At 64.1% G+C, this 16,477-nt stretch carries 11 protein-coding genes and 5 pseudogenes; 9 read left to right on the top strand and 7 right to left on the bottom strand.

Annotated elements, in window-relative coordinates:
* Nucleotides 1-206 precede the first annotated feature (206 nt).
* From VF34_RS04630 to VF34_RS04615, 4 genes are all read left to right on the top strand, one after another.
* Nucleotides 207-2,780, top strand: coding sequence for an AMP-binding protein (locus tag VF34_RS04630; protein WP_080733224.1), 2,574 nt, complete (start codon nucleotides 207-209; stop codon nucleotides 2,778-2,780).
* Nucleotides 2,777-3,805, top strand: coding sequence for an iron ABC transporter substrate-binding protein (locus VF34_RS04625; protein WP_008720459.1), 1,029 nt, complete (start codon nucleotides 2,777-2,779; stop codon nucleotides 3,803-3,805). The genes VF34_RS04630 and VF34_RS04625 overlap by 4 nt, the downstream gene beginning before the upstream one ends.
* 71 nt (nucleotides 3,806-3,876) lie before the next feature.
* Nucleotides 3,877-5,391 carry an ABC transporter permease gene (locus tag VF34_RS04620; RefSeq protein WP_080733225.1) on the top strand — a complete coding sequence of 505 codons (1,515 nt, stop codon included), beginning with the start codon at nucleotides 3,877-3,879 and terminating at the stop codon, nucleotides 5,389-5,391.
* Nucleotides 5,388-6,434 carry an ABC transporter ATP-binding protein gene (locus tag VF34_RS04615; RefSeq protein WP_008720455.1) on the top strand — a complete coding sequence of 349 codons (1,047 nt, stop codon included), beginning with the start codon at nucleotides 5,388-5,390 and terminating at the stop codon, nucleotides 6,432-6,434. Before VF34_RS04620 ends, VF34_RS04615 begins: the two co-directional genes overlap by 4 nt.
* A gap of 428 nt (nucleotides 6,435-6,862) precedes the next feature.
* Here VF34_RS04615 and VF34_RS24530 read toward each other — a convergent pair.
* Both VF34_RS24530 and VF34_RS25485 read right to left on the bottom strand, forming a co-directional pair.
* Nucleotides 6,863-7,211, bottom strand: a pseudogene (locus tag VF34_RS24530) (divalent metal cation transporter).
* 276 nt (nucleotides 7,212-7,487) lie between these two features.
* Nucleotides 7,488-8,012 (bottom strand): hypothetical protein, encoded by a 525-nt coding sequence (locus tag VF34_RS25485; RefSeq protein WP_230593321.1) that lies wholly within the window; start codon nucleotides 8,010-8,012, stop codon nucleotides 7,488-7,490.
* Nucleotides 8,013-8,024: 12 nt separating this feature from the next.
* On the opposite strand from VF34_RS25485, the gene VF34_RS25480 reads away from it, so the two are divergent.
* Complete coding sequence (locus VF34_RS25480) at nucleotides 8,025-8,402, top strand: hypothetical protein (RefSeq protein WP_230593320.1); 378 nt, start codon at nucleotides 8,025-8,027, stop codon at nucleotides 8,400-8,402.
* A 158-nt stretch (nucleotides 8,403-8,560) separates the two neighbouring features.
* On the opposite strand, the gene VF34_RS04600 is transcribed toward VF34_RS25480, so the two are convergent.
* Nucleotides 8,561-9,727 carry a site-specific integrase gene (locus VF34_RS04600; protein WP_008720452.1) on the bottom strand — a complete coding sequence of 389 codons (1,167 nt, stop codon included), beginning with the start codon at nucleotides 9,725-9,727 and terminating at the stop codon, nucleotides 8,561-8,563.
* A gap of 509 nt (nucleotides 9,728-10,236) precedes the next feature.
* Between VF34_RS04600 and VF34_RS25830 the strand changes: the two are divergent.
* From VF34_RS25830 to VF34_RS24230, 3 genes and pseudogenes are all read left to right on the top strand, one after another.
* Nucleotides 10,237-11,777 (top strand): annotated as a pseudogene (locus tag VF34_RS25830) (PepSY-associated TM helix domain-containing protein).
* A complete protein-coding gene (locus VF34_RS24240; protein WP_008720441.1) occupies nucleotides 11,774-12,505 on the top strand; it encodes a DUF5134 domain-containing protein in 732 nt (243 codons plus the stop codon). The pseudogene VF34_RS25830 and the gene VF34_RS24240 overlap by 4 nt, the downstream one beginning before the upstream one ends.
* Nucleotides 12,506-12,918: 413 nt before the next feature.
* Nucleotides 12,919-13,476: pseudogene (locus VF34_RS24230) on the top strand (cytochrome c oxidase assembly protein); the annotation flags it as partial.
* Nucleotides 13,477-13,642: 166 nt separating this feature from the next.
* On the opposite strand, the gene VF34_RS25690 reads toward VF34_RS24230, so the two are convergent.
* The 3 genes and pseudogenes from VF34_RS25690 to VF34_RS25825 all read right to left on the bottom strand — a co-directional run.
* Nucleotides 13,643-13,768, bottom strand: coding sequence for a hypothetical protein (locus VF34_RS25690; protein ID WP_268987753.1), 126 nt, complete (start codon nucleotides 13,766-13,768; stop codon nucleotides 13,643-13,645).
* Nucleotides 13,769-14,038: 270 nt separating this feature from the next.
* Entirely contained in the window at nucleotides 14,039-14,821 is a 783-nt protein-coding gene (locus VF34_RS04575) for a rhodanese-like domain-containing protein (protein ID WP_230595152.1), read from the bottom strand.
* Between the two features lie 113 nt (nucleotides 14,822-14,934).
* Nucleotides 14,935-15,069 (bottom strand): annotated as a pseudogene (locus VF34_RS25825) (metal-sensing transcriptional repressor); the annotation flags it as partial.
* A gap of 300 nt (nucleotides 15,070-15,369) precedes the next feature.
* On the opposite strand from VF34_RS25825, the gene VF34_RS04570 reads away from it, so the two are divergent.
* On the top strand, nucleotides 15,370-16,035 hold the full coding sequence (locus VF34_RS04570) for a peroxiredoxin (RefSeq protein WP_008720432.1): 666 nt from the start codon (nucleotides 15,370-15,372) through the stop codon (nucleotides 16,033-16,035).
* 130 nt (nucleotides 16,036-16,165) lie between these two features.
* Here VF34_RS04570 and VF34_RS04565 read toward each other — a convergent pair.
* Nucleotides 16,166-16,477, bottom strand: a pseudogene (locus VF34_RS04565) (cytochrome c biogenesis protein ResB); the annotation flags it as partial.

Below are 16,477 nucleotides of genomic sequence, written 5' to 3'. Positions count from 1 at the left end.
GTGCGACAATCGGACCGGACTTGCCGAATCGACCGCCGAGTAGGCGTCGCTGACCCCGATCATCTGTGTCCGAGCGGTGTGTGGACAGACGAGCCACGCTCGTCCGCGCGGGCGCGGAGTCGTATTCGTCGCCGGAAGGTTAGGTTCGGCAGCCCTTATAGACTCGCTCGGTGCCCAGAGACTTCAACCGCCCGAAACGCCCCAGTGTGCGCTTAGCGCACGATTTGGGCAGATTCGGTGACGCACCGGGTCTGATATCGGTGAACGAGACGATCACCTACCGCGACCTGGACGAGCGCATCGACCGGCAGGCGGCCAGACTTGGACGTGGCCGTCGTCTGGTACTGATCGCCGGCACCAACAAGGTCGAGGTCGTCGTCACCTACCTCGCGGCGCTGCGTGCAGGACACCCCGTACTGCTGGCCTCGGACGACAATCCCGACCATCTCGACGGGCTCATCGACACATATCGGCCCGATGTGGTGGTGCGCACCCTCGACGGCAACACAGTCGTCGAAGAACTCGATCGACAATCCAGACATGAGCTGCACCCTGATCTCGCGTTGCTGCTGAGCACCTCGGGTTCGACCGGATCACCCAAACTCGTCCGTCTCTCGCACGACAACGTGCAGGCCAACGCCGAGTCGATTGCCGAATACCTGGGCATCCGCCCCACCGACCGTGCCGTGACCACGCTACCCATGCACTACTGCTATGGGCTTTCGGTCGTCCACAGCCACCTCCTGCGCGGTGCCGCCTTGATTCTGACCAACTCTTCGGTCACAGATACTCGACTGTGGGACCTTGCGCGCACCCACCGCGCCTCCACCTTCGCGGGTGTGCCGTACACCTTCGATCTGCTCGACCGTATCGGGTTCGAACAGCTGAATCTTCACGACCTGCGGTACGTCACGCAGGCCGGCGGAAAGCTGTCGCCCGATCGCGTCCGCACGTATGCCGAGCTGGGCCGACGCCAGGGATGGGACTTGTTCGTCATGTACGGGCAAACGGAGGCGACCGCCCGAATGGCGTATCTGCCACCGGATCTTGCCGCCGCTCATCCGCATTCCATCGGACGGCCGATTCCCGACGGGTCCTTTCGGCTCGATCCGGTCGCGGATGCCCCGGACGGGACGGGTGAGCTCGTCTATTCGGGGCCGAACGTCATGCTCGGCTACGCACACGACCCCGGCGACTTGCGCCTGGGTGACACGCTCGCCGGCGAGCTGCGAACAGGCGACCTGGCCCGGCGAACGGCCGATGGACTGTACGAAGTGGTCGGCCGACGCAGCCGTTTCGCGAAAGTGTTCGGTCTACGTATCGATCTGCACCGCGTCGAGTCCGCGCTCGCACACCTGGGATTGACCGTGTGCTGCACCGACGGCACGGACGAACTCGTCGTCGTCGCGGAGAACGCTGACGTCGCCGACGTGCGACGCTTGACAGCACAGTTCAGCGGCCTTCCCGCAACAGCAGTTCGGGTGTGTGTCGTCGATGAGCTGCCGCGCACCTCCACCGGCAAACCCGATGCGCGAGCGGTCGCGGAATTCGCAGGCAAGCCCGGCCCTGTTCAGCCCACCTCGACGACGACAAAGCCCGAGACCACCGATGTCAAAGCGATGTATGCCGAGGTCCTGCATCACGCAAGGGTCGACGACGACAGCACGTTCGTGAGCTTGGGCGGTGACTCTTTGTCGTATGTGCGGATGTCCATTCGGCTGGAGGAGCTGCTCGGTCACCTCCCGGCGGACTGGCACAACACCCGAGTCGTGGACTTCGTTCAGGCACCGCACCTGCGCCGCGGCTGGCGACGGGTGGAGACCAACGTTGTGCTGCGCGCCCTTGCGATCGTGCTGATCACCGGCTCGCACATACACCTGTTTTCGGTGCTCGGCGGGGCGCACGTGCTTCTCGGAATCGCCGGCTACAACTTCGCCCGCTTCCACCTCGGCGCGGTCGATCGCACCGCCCGCGCACGCAATGCTGTGCGCAGCGTCGCTCGGATCGCCATCCCCAGCATGGTGTGGATCGGGGCCATCATCGCTCTGACCGGGGACTACCGCATCACCAGTGCATTGCTGCTCAACGGAATCTTCGGCCCGGACGGTTGGTCTGTCGAATGGCGATACTGGTTCGTCGAGGCGATTGTGTACATCGTCCTCGTAGCCGCCGCTGTGCTCTATGTTCCGGCGGTCGCACGTCTCGAACGCAGTCACCCGTTCTGGTTTCCTATGGGGTTGGTGGCATTGGGCCTGGTTACCCGTTACGGATTGATCGAGATCGACGACAGCCGCAATCGCATTCTGACCGCGGCGGTTGTCTTCTGGTTGTTCGCCCTCGGCTGGGCCGCCGCCCGGGCGCAGACCGTGTGGCATCGAGTGGGGGTCACCGCGGCAATCGTGCTATCGATTCCCGGGTTCTTCTTCGGCGACATCCAGCGAGAAGTCATCGTGATTGTCGGACTTTGCCTGCTGGTGTGGCTCACATCCGTCCCATGTCCCGCAGTTGTGGGCCGGGTTGCGGGGGTGTTGGCAAGCGCGTCACTCTACATCTACCTGACCCATTTTCAGGTCTATCTACCGCTGCGCGACGACCATCCCTGGACAGCATTCGCCCTGTCGATCGTCGTGGGGGTTGTCTACTGGCAGGCCGCGACCTTCGTGCTCGCCCGTCTACCGTGGAGCGGGACAGGGCCGGGCATTAGGTTTGCCAATCCTCTAAGTACCATGGCGGCGGGGACGACCGGAGGTGGTCCGGTAAATGCGAAGGACGGACGATGAGCAAGCGGATCGAACTGATGGCGGGCCTCGCACTGGCGACCGCGGCACTGTTGACGGTGTCGGGGTGTTCGAGCGCTGAGTCCGACCCGGGCGGGGACAACCGGATCACCGTCTACAACGCCCAACACGAGTCGCTGACGAAAGAATGGGCCGACGCGTTCACCTCGGAGACCGGCATCGAGGTCGACCTGCGCCAAGGGAGCGATACCGAACTCGGCAACCAACTCGTAGCGGAGGGTGACCGATCGCCAGCGGATGTGTTCCTCACGGAGAACTCTCCGGCGATGACGCTCGTCGAGAACGCGGGTCTGTTCACCGACGTCGACCAGGCCGTGCTGGCCCAGGTTCCGAGCCAATACCGCCCGTCGAACGGCAAGTGGACGGGTATCGCCGCCCGCTCGACCGTGTTCGCCTACAACACGGACATGCTGACCCCCGATCAGCTCCCGGCCTCACTCCTGGACCTGCAGGACCCCGCCTGGAAGGACCGCTGGGCAGCATCGCCGTCGGGAGCCGATTTCCAAGCCATCGTCAGTGCGCTGCTCGAGTTGAAAGGCGAGGACGCTACACGCACCTGGTTGGAGGGGATGAAGAACAACGTCCGCGCCTACAACGGTAACGGCACGGTGATGAAAGCCGTCAACGCCGGAGAAATCCCGGGCGGCGTGATCTACCACTACTACTGGTTCGGCGATCAGGCCAAGACCGGAGAGAACAGCAGTAACGTCGCCCTGCACTACTTCAAGAACGAAGACCCCGGCGCATTTGTCAGCGTCTCCGGCGGCGGCGTCCTGCAGTCCAGCGCGAAACAGGATGCAGCGCAGCAGTTCCTGGCGTTCGTCACCGGACCGAAGGGTCAGGAAGTTCTGCGGGACGGGATGTCGTTCGAGTACTCGGTGGGCAGCGAAGTGGCGGCCAACGCGGATCTGGTCCCCTTGACCGAACTGCAGGCCCCGCAGGTGGACCCGGCGAAGCTCAACAGCCCGAAGGTCACCGAGCTCATGACCGAAGCCGGTTTGCTCTGATTCCAACGACGAACGGTCGAGAACAACGGGGGCCGGCCCACACGCTGCGGTGCCCAGCAGGCCGGTCGCGTATGCCCTTGCCTCTGGCTGTCACCGCAGTGATTGTCGTGGCGATCTCGCTCATCCCGCTCGGGTACGTGATCGTGGAGAGCGTGGACACCGGCTGGGCCACCGCGTCGGCGCTGCTGTTCCGATCGCGGGTCCGCGAATTGTTGGCCAACACCGTGATGTTGGTAGTGATCACGGTGCCCATCTGTGTCGCAATCGGCGTCGCGGCTGCTTGGTTGGTCGAGCGCACACGAGTATTCGGAGCGAAGGTGTGGGCGGTATTGCTTGCCGCGCCGCTGGCTGTCCCGGCGTTCGTGAACGGCTACTCGTGGGTGACGGCGATCCCTTCCCTCGGCGGGCTGCGCGGCGGCGTTCTGATCGCAACGCTCTCGTATTTTCCTCTCGTCTACATTCCCGTGGCCGCGACGCTACGCAGGCTCGACCCCGCGGTCGAGGAATCGGCGCGAGGACTCGGAATCGGACCGTGGGCAGTGTTCTTTCGCGTCGTGGTGCCGCAGCTGCGGCTGGCAATCGCCGGCGGCGCGCTTCTGGTCGCGTTGCACCTACTCGCCGAATACGGTGCCTTCGTCTTCATCCGCTTCGACACATTCACTACAGCGATTTTCGAGCAGTATCAATCGACGTTCAACGGAGCGGCGGCGACCATGCTCGCCGGGGTGCTGGTATTGCTGTGCCTCACATTGTTGGTGATCGAAGCGGTTGTGCGTGGCAGTGCCAGGTATGCCCGCATCGGCTCGGGTGCAGCCCGCCCGGCCGTGCCTGCAGAACTCGGTTGGCAGTATTCGCCGATCGCGCTCGTCTTCCTGGGGATGTTGATCGCACTGTCTCTCGGAGTCCCGATCGCCAGTGTTCTGCGGTGGCTTGTCGTCGGCGGCAGCGCGGTGTGGGAGTGGGACGAAATCTCGTCCGCGCTGCTGCAGACGCTCGGGTTCGGAATTGCCGGTGCGGTCATGACGTGTGCACTCGCGTTCCCGGTCGCGTGGATCTCGATTCGCCACCGCGGACGGTTCAGCCGTGTCCTCGAGGGCGGTACCTACATCTCGAGTTCGTTGCCCGGCATCGTGGTTGCGTTGGCGTTCGTCACCGTCGCCATTCGGTACGCAAATCCGCTGTATCAAACAGTTGTCGTCGTGATCGCGGCCTACGCATTGCTCTTCCTGCCACGCGCATTGGTCAACCTGCGGGCGGGGCTCGCGCAGGCGCCCGTCGGGTTGGACGAGGCGGCTCGGTCGCTGGGTCTGTCACCGCTGTCGAGTTTCTTTCGGGTGACTCTCAGATTGGCTGCGCCGGCCACCGCAGCGGGCGGTGCGTTGGTGTTCTTGGGGATCGTGAACGAGTTGACCGCGACATTGCTGCTGGCACCGACCGGAACCCGCACTCTGTCGATGCAGTTCTGGTCGCTGAGCAGCGAGATCGACTACTCGGGGGCTGCTCCGTACGCGTTGATCATGATCGTGCTGTCTCTGCCCATGACCTACGTTCTCTTCTCCCAGTCGAAAAAGGCGGCAGGACTATGACATACGCGGTGGAGGTGGATGGGCTGGACAAGTCGTTCGGTCCTGTGACGGTGCTACGTCGTGTTGAGTTCGCTGTCGATGCCGGGTCGACCACAGCCATCGTCGGACCGTCCGGTTGCGGTAAGACGACGCTGCTGCGTCTGATCGCGGGTTTCGACAAACCCGACGCAGGCACTGTCGCACTGACCGGGAAGGTCGTCGCGGGATCCGGCTGGACGCCTGCGCACCGAAGGTCGGTGGGGTACGTCGCCCAGGACGGGGCACTGTTCCCACACGCCACGGTCGGCGCGAACATCGGGTTCGGCCTGCCACGCCGTGCCCGCACCGTCTCGAAGATCACCGAACTGCTCGAGATGGTGTCGCTGGATTCGTCCTACGCCTCACGTCGACCCGACCAGCTCTCCGGCGGCCAGCAGCAACGGGTCGCGCTCGCGCGGGCGCTGGCGCGTGAACCTGAATTGATGCTGCTCGACGAACCGTTCTCGGCACTCGATGCCGGCTTGCGGGCGAACACTCGACGGATCGTCGCCGACGTCCTCGCCAAGGCTGGGATCACCACCATCCTCGTCACCCACGATCAACCCGAGGCCCTGTCGTTCGCCGACCGGGTTGCGGTGATGAGCTCGGGCAGGCTCGCACAGATCGGTACACCTCGTGAAATCTATTCCCGCCCTGTGGACGTCACCACCGCGGAATTCATCGGTGACGCCGTGATCTTGACGGCCCACATCGAGAACGGCCGTGCCCGCTGCGCCCTCGGCGACGTCGCCGTCGCCCCTTCCCCGAACGCCATCGAAGGTGCAGCCCGAATCATGTTGCGGCCGGAGCAAATCGAGGTGACCACCGACGGCGCGGGTGCATCGGGGGCCGTCGTCGACGTGGAGTACTTCGGGTCGGAGATGCTGCTCGGGATCCGCCTCGACACCGCGGACACCGCTATGGCCCAGCGGGTCACCGTGCGCCGCTTCGGCGCCACGGCTCTGACGCCCGGCGACAGGGTCGCCATCCGCGTCATCGGCGACGCCGTAGTGTACGACCTGTGAGAGAGCTACTCAGTGTGAGGCAGCCTCTCGCGTCCTGCTCGATCATGCGATCGATGCCGAACAATGTGCGTAGTTAGTGGGCAGACTTGCACCATCCAGACTGAGGCAACGCCCCGGAGGCAATCACGTCTCGACCCCAAGCATGGAACGGGCCGGCCGGCATCGACTGTCACCGCCGTCTACGATCCGCACGCGGGTTGATGTCTTGAAGGTGGTGGGCGGCTTCGTCGTCATCCAAACTGGGGGCATCGATTGCGTTGCTTGCAAATCTGGTGGCCCGCACTAAGTCTTCTTTCTTTCGAGGACGGACTCCCCCTGAGCGGCGGAAGAACCCACTGATTCCGATTTCCCACGCACACCACCACCATCGCGAGCGGTAATCGGTCCTGGAACACAGAGGCAAGCAGGAGACGTTCACCCGCGCACAATCAGACGACGGTTAGATGGATCAGTGCAATGCTGAGTGCGACGACGATTCCCGCGATGAACCGGGCTGCATATCGAGTGATCCGGTAATTTGACATCGCTGCCCATCAACATGCGGTCAGAGGTGAACCGCACCAACGGAATCAGCGCGATCGGAATACCGAAGGACAACACGACCTGCGAGACGACGAGAGCGCGACTGGGGTCAACCCCAGCGGCGAGGATCGCCAGTGCCGGAACCAGCCGCCGCACACGATCGGGATGCGCTTGCGTGGACGGTGCACGCCTGCTTTTCGTGTGTGTCGCTGCAGGAGCGATCGTGACCATCGACGCACTGACCAGTCTCGACATCCCCTTCGTGTTGGTACTTCTCACCGCGCTTGCCGCTGTCGGCACTGACCCTCAGGAAACGTCGCCGAACCATCAACGCAGACATCGATGCAGTGGATCGGAAGCGCACCGCGAGACGAGGTCCAGCGACACGACCACCCCGTACCAAGAGACCGTGAAGCCCGCGTGCGAACTTTCGACACAGACCCGGTCGTCGTTCGGTGCAATGTTCGCTGACTCACTCACAACAGGGGTCGCTCCTGCGGGGTGACACCTGGGATCGTCGCGCGCTGAAGACTATTGCTCGCACTCCGGCATTTCCGCATCTAAGAACTCGAGAAGTTCCCTGAGCAGTCGGTCTGCGCGGTTTTCGACATCGGCAAGAACCGAATCGACGTCGTCGAGGAGCGCGTGGGAGTGCCTTCGTGCGAGTGTGCCGCGTTCGTAGTAACCAGGGTCGAGCGAGACCGCCGATGCAGGCTCGAGCGTAAAGACACGCTTTGGGTTCGTCTCTCGGACGGGGGGCGGTATGTGCGTGGGAGCGCGTCCCCCGAGGTGTGCTCGAACGATATCGGCTATTCCCCGGGAGGTGAGAGGGGTTGCGACCAGCGGGGTATGGCCCCACCGGTCGATCGTGGTCAACAACGGCCGTTCGCTGCCTGGGTCGAGATGAGTAACGGAGTCGGCGAGTTCGGTTCCGTCGACGTGCTCGATGGCGTCGGCGAGCATGCGTGTGCTGGGGTGCCGCTCGCCGTGGGCCAGGACCTCGTACCAGCGCCTGTACACCTTTCTCGGTGATGCGCCCGCCCTCACGAGCTCCAACGAAGTGACGGCATGTACACCGGTGCCCGTTTCGATTGTGAGGGCATCGAATTCGGGTTCGACGGCGACATCTCTTATTCGCAGTGCCGCGATCTCGGTGTATGGCAGCCCGGCCGCGGCAAGAGTGAGGACCAGTGCATCTCGGCGAGCGAACAACGCCGCCGGCCACCCTGTTCCGGGGAGGCGCGTGACGATGCCGCCGATCCGAGTTGCGGTGTCGCGCAAACGCGCTGCACGCAGCGCGTCCAGAGCCGCTCGCACGCTCTGACCGCGACCCGGCGGGGGCAGGGCGCGGTCTCGATGAACAGCGTCGATGACGGCGATGCGACGACGTTGCGTTGCCGGCGCGGCAGGGTTGGCTCGGAGGAACCGAACGAACAACTCCGGTGAGACCGGCAACGCCGACTGATCATGAGCGGTGCACCAGTCCGCGAACAGCGACCACGTGTGTCGACCCCGTTCCGGGACAGTGTCGTTCGATACTGGAGTTGTTCGGACAAGGTCGGTGTTGTCGCCGCTCGTCGAGGTGTCGGTGCCGTGCATGAGGGTCACAAGCCGAGATCGTTCACGGCGTTGCCGACCAGAGGCGCGTTCTCGCGGGCATAGATTTCGACCATTCCCGGGCTTCTGTGTCCGGTCTGTCGCATGATCGCGTGTGCGTCGGCACCGTTACGGAACGCTTGAGTGACGAATCCGGCACGCAGTGAATGTCCGCCCAGCTGGGCGAGAAGGTCTGCGTCGTAGCCGGCGCGGCCGGCGCGGCGGCGGATCGCGGCGTGCACTGCCGCACCCGACAGTGCGGTCTGGGATAGGTTGCCGTTCTTGCGGATCGACCGGAACAGCGCCGACCGCGTGTCAGCGGTGGGCAGGGTGCTGTGGCAGAGATGGGAGTCGAACTTCGCTGCGCGGGAAAGCAAACGAATGATCGCGGTTCTGCCACCGGTATCGAATGCAGCAACGATCTGCAGCCAGCGAACCCACGCGCAGACCGGGCATGATTCGTGCCGGTCGGTGAACGGCAGCGCCTTCACCGTTCCGGTTCCGTCCTGGTCGGTCTTCGAGTGCCGCAGGCGGACATGCGCACCGTCGAGGCGATCGCGGCGCACATCACGACATTCGAGGTCCACGAGTTCGCTGCGCCGAAATGCCCCGGAGTACCCCATCAGCAGTAGTGCGGTGTCGCGGCGTTCGAGCACTTCACTGGCCCAGCCGGTGACACCGGCACGTGCTACGTCAACGATGGCAGTGATATCGGACGTCAGGAGTGGGGCGCGGGGATTGCGGGGGCGCTCCCCCGCGGCGGCGTAGTCTCGGCGGATACCGGCGAGGGTGGCGCGCACCATCTCGTGGCCACACGGGGTGTCGTGGCCGAGCCCGCGGTGACGGTCGGTGATCGCAGCGACCCATTTGCCGAAGGTCGACGGTGCATACGCCCGGACTCCGTCGACGGTCAGCGAGTCCGCCGCGTCAACGAGATACGCAGCCACGGTCGCAGGGTGCGCCGGCAACGAGATGTGCCCGGCGGCAGTGCACCAGGTCTCGAATCGCCGCCACGCCGAATCGTAGGCGCGGCGGGTTGCGGCAGACCGCGCCGACGCCATCGACCGTTCGATACGCGCAGCCACCTCGGCCGACAGGTCCGGAAACACCACCGCACCACTCACCAGGGCAACTGAATCTGCGTCCAGGACCTCACCGAGCTGCCGTTCTGCCATGGCAAGAACTGTAGTGCGCACCTCCGACAGGCTTTTTGATTTCAAAACACGCTCACCTGGTGTTTCGCCGGGGATGGTGCGGGAAAATGGGCGTACGACGGCCTGCAGTACCACTTCTCGGTGCTCTGAGCGTCGGTTGAGGAGCAGAAGTTTGCTCCGTACACGGCCGCACCGGTCTGTTCGAATTGCTCGACAGTTGAGTATCCCTGGGACGGGTCGCAAGCGTAGCCGTCGAGGACTTGTCCGGCCACGAGATCAGGTCGTTCCACTGAGCAGTAGCTCTTTGGACGGGAAACCCGTCGAATCTCCTTCACTTTGACACCTACACCGGCAGCTCGTGGCGGGGTCGCAGCCCTACGAGGACCTAGTCGGGGCGTGACACCCGAATAGTTCTCGAGTACGCGGCTCGGAATTATCGGGAACTTCCGGGACCGCTGGCCCGACTACTGCACGAGTAGGACCGGCTGAGCGCCCAGTGCAGCCCGAGGAGAAGGAACCGAAACACGCAGATGTCCACCAGTGAAATCGATCGACCGCCTGCGCCCGGTGACACCCCGCCTTCGGTGACGAAGATCCCGTTGTGGCCACAGATCAGGCCGTTCGTGCTGCGGTTGCACTTTTATGCCGGCATCCTGGTCGGACCGTTTCTGCTGATCGCGGCCGTGACCGGCCTGCTGTACACCATCAGCCCGCAGTTGTCGGACTACGTTCATCGCCACGAACTGACAGTCGATCAGGTCGGCGATCAGCAGCTGCCGCTCAGTGAGCAGGTCGCCGCGGCCCGGGCCGCCCACCCAGAAGGCTCGATCACCGAGGTCCGGCCCCCCATCGACGCCGAGAGCACCCACCCGTGTCGTGCTGGCGGTCGACGACGTTCCCGAGGGGTACGGGCGGACCGTGTTCGTCGACCCTTACACCGCGCAGGTCCGCGGAGAACTGACCACGTTCGGTGAGTGGCTCCCGGTGCGCGCGTGGATCGACGAACTGCACCGCAACCTCCACCTCGGCGATCTGGGCCGTAACTACAGTGAGTTGGCCGCCAGTTGGCTGTGGGTGGTCGCACTCGGCGGGCTCGTGTTGTGGACGCCCGGGTCCGCCAACGCTCGTCCAGTGCCTCCGAAGCCGCCAGAGCTGCTCTGGTGCCGGAGCCGAGGAAGAGGGGCCGCGCCCGCGCGTTGTCGTGGCACGGCACGGTCGGGGTGTGGATCATCGCCGCTCTCCTGCTTCTCTCGGTCACCGGTTTGACGTGGTCACGGTATGCCGGAGAGACCATCGGGGACGTACGTACGGCGCTGTCGTGAACGACACCGTCGGTCGAGACTCATCCTGCCGGAACGGGCGAGAATGCAGGCGGTGATCACCACGGGGGAGACGGTGCGCCGGTCACCGACACCGTGATCGGTGAAGGCGCGGAATCGACGGTGTCGAGGCCGCCGCCCAGGGCGCGGGCCTGCAGGCACCGATGAAGCTCGTTCCTCCCGCCGAATAGGGACAGGCATGGAAAGTGCAAGAGGCCAAACGTGATTGGCCCACACGCTACGATTCGGTAGCCGTCGATGCCGCGTCGGGCCAGGTGATCGACAAGGTCGAGTTCGCGAACTGGCCGCTCATGGCCAAGATGACCAACTGGACCATCGACGCCCACATGGGCATCCTGTTCGGACTCGTCAACCAGATCCTGTTGGCGCTCACCGCTATCGGTCTGATCGCCGTCATCCTTCGCGGCTACCGGATGTGGTGGCTGCGGTGCCCGACCCGGGCACGAGGAATCAGGTTCGGACCACCTGCCAAACGCGGGGCGCTGCGCCGGATGCCGCCGTGGGCCGCGGTAACCGCGGTAGTGATCGCAGTGATCCTGGGCTGGTACATGCCGTTGTTCGGAATAACACTGGCAGTGTTCGTCGCCGTCGACGTCGCTCTGGGACTACGTCACCACCGTCGATCGCGCGGAACCACACTCGAATCCGCGTCGCTGCCGTCGCGGGAAGAACGAGCCGACGCGGATCGAGCACCGGGTATCGATGCACACAATCGGCAGGACGCGTCGTGATCGCTGATAGTTCGCTGCGGTGGATCACCACAGCACTGTTCGTGTTCGCGGCCGGATACTGCGTGTACCGCATCATCCGCGCCGCGCAGTGGAACGTACGGATCGACCACGGGTTCCACCTCGTGATGTGCGCGGCCATGATTGCGATGGCGTGGCCGTGGGGGCTCGGCGTCCCGCTGTTACCGCAGGGAGTGTTCTTTGCCGCGGCGACGGTGTGGTTCGCGATCTCCGCAGCACGCACGGCACCGGGCACGACCGGTGTCGACGAGCACCCCCACGGACCTGCGATGGGCAGCTATCACGTGTTCATGATGGCTGCGATGGTGTGGATGGTCGCGGTGATGGCCGGGTGGCTTCCCGGCACCGCCGCGCACGATCACACCGCCGACGCCGCCGACGGTGACATGTCCGGAATGGGCGCGCACGCACACACCCCCGACATGGACATGAGCAGTCCTGACCATACGGCCGCGATGAGCGGACCGGGATGGATCTCCGCGGTATCACTCACGCTCACAGTCGTCTTCGCTGTCGCAGCGATCGTGTGGCTCTACCGTCTGTTCGTCGCCGAACAGAGCACTGCTCTCGCACCTGTACATCCTTCGCCTGGATCGCAGGCAGGTAATATCGCCGTCGATGCGCTACCGGCGTCGCGGCCGCAGAGTGTCGCTGCGGCGTGCGAGGTGGCGATGGCAGCCGGAATGGCGATCATGATGGGCGTCGTGTAACACCGATGATCGACCGACGCCACTGCAGTACAGCGACATCGAACGAGGCTATGTGACAACCGATTCACCGCACCATATTTCGCGCACACGCCAGTCGCTGTGTGTGCGTTACGTCCTTGCGATCGCGCTCGTATGCGCGGCCGCGTTGGTCGTTGTCGTCACCGTCCGCTCGGGGGACACCCGACACGCAGCCAGCGGTGACTCGTTCCCTGGCACCTTCACATCGCTTCTGTACGTCCTGCTCCGTTTCACCGTCTCACTCGCCGCCGCGATCACGATGGGCTCATTGGTATACGGGATAGTCTGTACCCGTTTCTGCCGTGTGGGCCGGGTCGGTCCCGACGGATACGCGACCCTGCTCACTGCTGGCCGATCGAGCCTGAGAACCGTCTGACGCTCCCTCGCTCGAGCAGTTCGCGACCTTCTGGCGGTTTGACTTCGTCACCGGCGGCGCGGCAGTCGTCCTGATCGCGCTGTACGGGTGGGCAGTTCTGCGGTTGCGACGGCGCGGAGATCAGTGGCCCCTCGGGCGTACCATCGCCTGGATGACCGGGTGCCTGGCGTTGCTGGTGGCGACGAGTTCAGGTCTCGCTGCATACGGTTCGGCGATGTTCAGCGTCAATATGGGTGCGCACATGACGCTCAACATGTTCGTTCCGGTCCTGCTCGTGCTCGGCGGGCCGGTCACGCTCGCGTTGCGGGCGCTGCCCCCAGCTCGGGAGGACAGGATGCCGGGACCGCGGGAATGGATCGTGTGGGTGGTCCATTCACCACTGATGCGAGTGCTGTCGAACCCCGCCGTCGCGGTCGGGTTGTTCGTCCTCTCCATCTATGCAGTGTATTTCAGCCCGCTGTTCGACGAGCTGGTCCGCTACCACTGGGGACACGAGGTGATGAATATCCACTTCATCGTCACCGGGTACCTCTACTACTGGGTCATCATCGGCATCGACCCCGGACTGCACCGGGTTCAGGCCGCACGAAGGAACGCAGCTGGGATCCACGAGCAACTCGTAACGTTCGATCACCAGGATCAGTGATGCGCGCAGCCCTATGCTTCCTGCAATGCGCATTCCCCCATCCCGCCCCGAAAGATGCTGGTCTATACCGTTGTGTAGGAGATGTCGGTCATGCCGTTCACGGGATGGCACGTACCGCGGCGTCGAGAGCACCGGGTGTGCTCAGGGCGATCGGTTCGCCGTTGAGCAGGACTGTGGGAGTGGCGTTGATGGTCTTGAGCACCGACTGGGTGGAGTCGGCCACCCAGTCGGTGTAGTGGCCGCCGGTGATGCAGTCGCCGGCGGTGTCGGGAACTCCCGCTGCGACAGCGATATCGGTCAGTTGCTCGTCGCTCAGCCCCGAACCGCCTTCGGCGGGCTGCTGCCCGTATACGGCGGCGGATCAGGAGTGTCGCCCGGGGTCCTGCTCGGTCTGGGGTCTGCTCACCGTCGGTGGCGCAGCGAGCCGACAGGGCGAGCACAGGACCAAACCGGGGGCGGACTGCACGACCGCCTCCGATTCGGGCGTGTTCGATCAGACTGTTTCGAGGTTGCGTGCGGACCAGGCGGCGTAGCTGCCCTCGAGTTCGACAACTCGGTAGCCGGCGCGACGCAGGGCGCTGGCTGCGACCGCGTTACGGACGCCGCTCTGGCAGTAGGTCACGATCGGACCGCCCGTGGGCAGTCCGTCGAGGTTCCACAGCAATCGCCCACCGCTGAGCTGTTCGGAGCCAGGTATGTGGCCGTCGGCGTGTTCGGTTTTGTTGCGCACGTCCAGCACCATTGCCGAGTCGAACGAATCCAGCTCGTCCGCACCGATCGTCTCGGGTGTCGTCATGGGAAATCCTCGTAGACTTGTGACGTACCCGGTCACCGTATCGATGCCGACCCGCAGCAGGTGATCACGTAGCTCGTCGGCGACGGCGCGGTCCTCGGCAAGCACCACCAGTGGAGTGTCCTCTCGTTCGGGGTCGTAGACCCAGGCACCGAACGAGGCTGCCTTGCCGATACCGGGGATGTTGAGCGCTCCGGGGACAGCGCCGGCGTGCACCTCATATTGGCCGCGGGTGTCGAGGAGGACGACCTCGTCGGAGTCGAGGGCGCGTGCCAATTCGGTGGAGTCGTACTCGTGCAGTGGAGAGAGTGGCCCGAGAACGACCGGGCCCTGCTTGTTCTGACGCTTCATCCGGCCGAAGTAGGCGTGTGCATCCGGTTGGCCGTCGAGCATCTCATCGACGAAGCCCTGCTCGTCGTCGCGCTCGACATACCCGGCCCACCAAGCGAAACGACGTTCGTAGCCGACGCTGGTCGACGGCAACGCGCCGAGAGCTTTTCCGCAGGCACTGCCCGAACCGTGACCCGGAAAGACCTGGATATGATCTGGCTGCGTGACGAACGACCGCTTCAGACTGCGGAAGATCTGTTTGGCACCCTCGAAACGGGTGTCGACACCGTCGGCAGCTTCGTCGAGTAGGTCCGGATCATCGAGATCACTCCTGCGAGCTGACCCTGCGCACGCCGCAAACGGTTCAATACCAATGCGATGCTTACGGTGTCACCAGTCATGTCGTTCAGTCCTTCGTTCGATGAAACTCCAGTTTACCCCTAGCGGTAAGGGTGGTCGAGGTGGCCGAAGCTGGACGGTGGCCTCGGTGCGGATGTCGCGGCCCATGGGCTGGAGAGGCCGGGTCAGTCATCGTTGCACCGAGGGGTCGGGGCCACCCGTGACCTGTCGTAGTCGCCCATTGATGGGCTATACCGGTAGGGGTATACGGAAGACCGCGTCGCCGCCGACCTCAGGTTCACTTAAGACTCGACCGCTATCGTCGGCACCACCGCACCACCGCACCGGAAGGACAACCACTGATGACACTCACCATTGGCGACACCGCCCCCGATTTCCACGCCCAAACCACCCAGGGTCCGATCAACTTCCACGAGTGGATCGGTGAAAGCTGGGCAGTTCTGTTCTCCCACCCCCGCGATTTCACCCCGGTGTGCACGACCGAACTCGGTTACATGGCCACGATCAAACCCGAATTCGACCAACGCAACACCAAGATCATCGGGTTGTCAGTCGACCCACTCGACAACCACGTCGCATGGGCCGACGACATCGCCGAAACACAAGGTACCGCGCCCAACTATCCGATGATTTCCGACAACGACTACACCATTTCGAAGGCCTACGGGATGCTACCCGCCGAAATCGCCGGCGACCCGACCAGTCACACTCCGGCCGAGATGGCGACGCTGCGCAATGTCTTCGTCATCGGCCCCGATAAGACGATCAAGTTGGTGCTCATTTACCCGATGACCACCGGCCGCAACTTCGACGAGGTGCTGCGTGTAATCGACTCGCTACAACTCACTGCCGCGCACAAGGTGGCCACCCCCGCCCAGTGGAATAGAGGTGGCGACGTGATCATTGCCGGCTCGGTCAGCGACGAGGATGCTAAAAAGATCTATCCGGATGGCTGGACTGCCCCTCGCCCCTACTTGCGCATCGTTGCCGACCCCACCCAAGGCTGAGGGCGACGCCCACGGGCATGCTGAACCGTCCTGGATCTGACGGAGACCTGGTTCGAGCCACTTGGCGGTCGGAGGTGTCGGTCGAGATTGCTGACGGTGCTCGTTCTCATAGGGGTCGCGGTGGGCCGAATATCACCAGGGACACCAGTAGTCCGGTCATCATCGTGACCGCGAACACGAGCACCCACCGCTGCGCGGGGTCGTATCCGACCTGGAGGTTCGCGAATTCCTTGGCACCGTCGAACCGGACGACGGTGCCGTCGGAGAGGGTCGTCGATTCTCCGGGCCGCAGGTTGACCCGGTCCTGCTTGACCAGCCGGCCCTGGTTGATCATCTCCTGGTCCAGGGAGAAGATCGACTGCGGGATGCCGGTGTCGAGACCGGTGTCGCCTTTGTAGATGTCCACTGCCACCGCGGGATCGACCAGTTCCGGGAAGCGGGA

The organism is Rhodococcus sp. PML026, from assembly GCF_000963615.1.
GTDB classification, from domain to species: Bacteria; Actinomycetota; Actinomycetes; order Mycobacteriales; family Mycobacteriaceae; genus Rhodococcoides; species Rhodococcoides fascians.
Note: the sequence above shows the minus strand (reverse complement) of the source record. Positions and strands in the feature narration are given on the sequence as shown.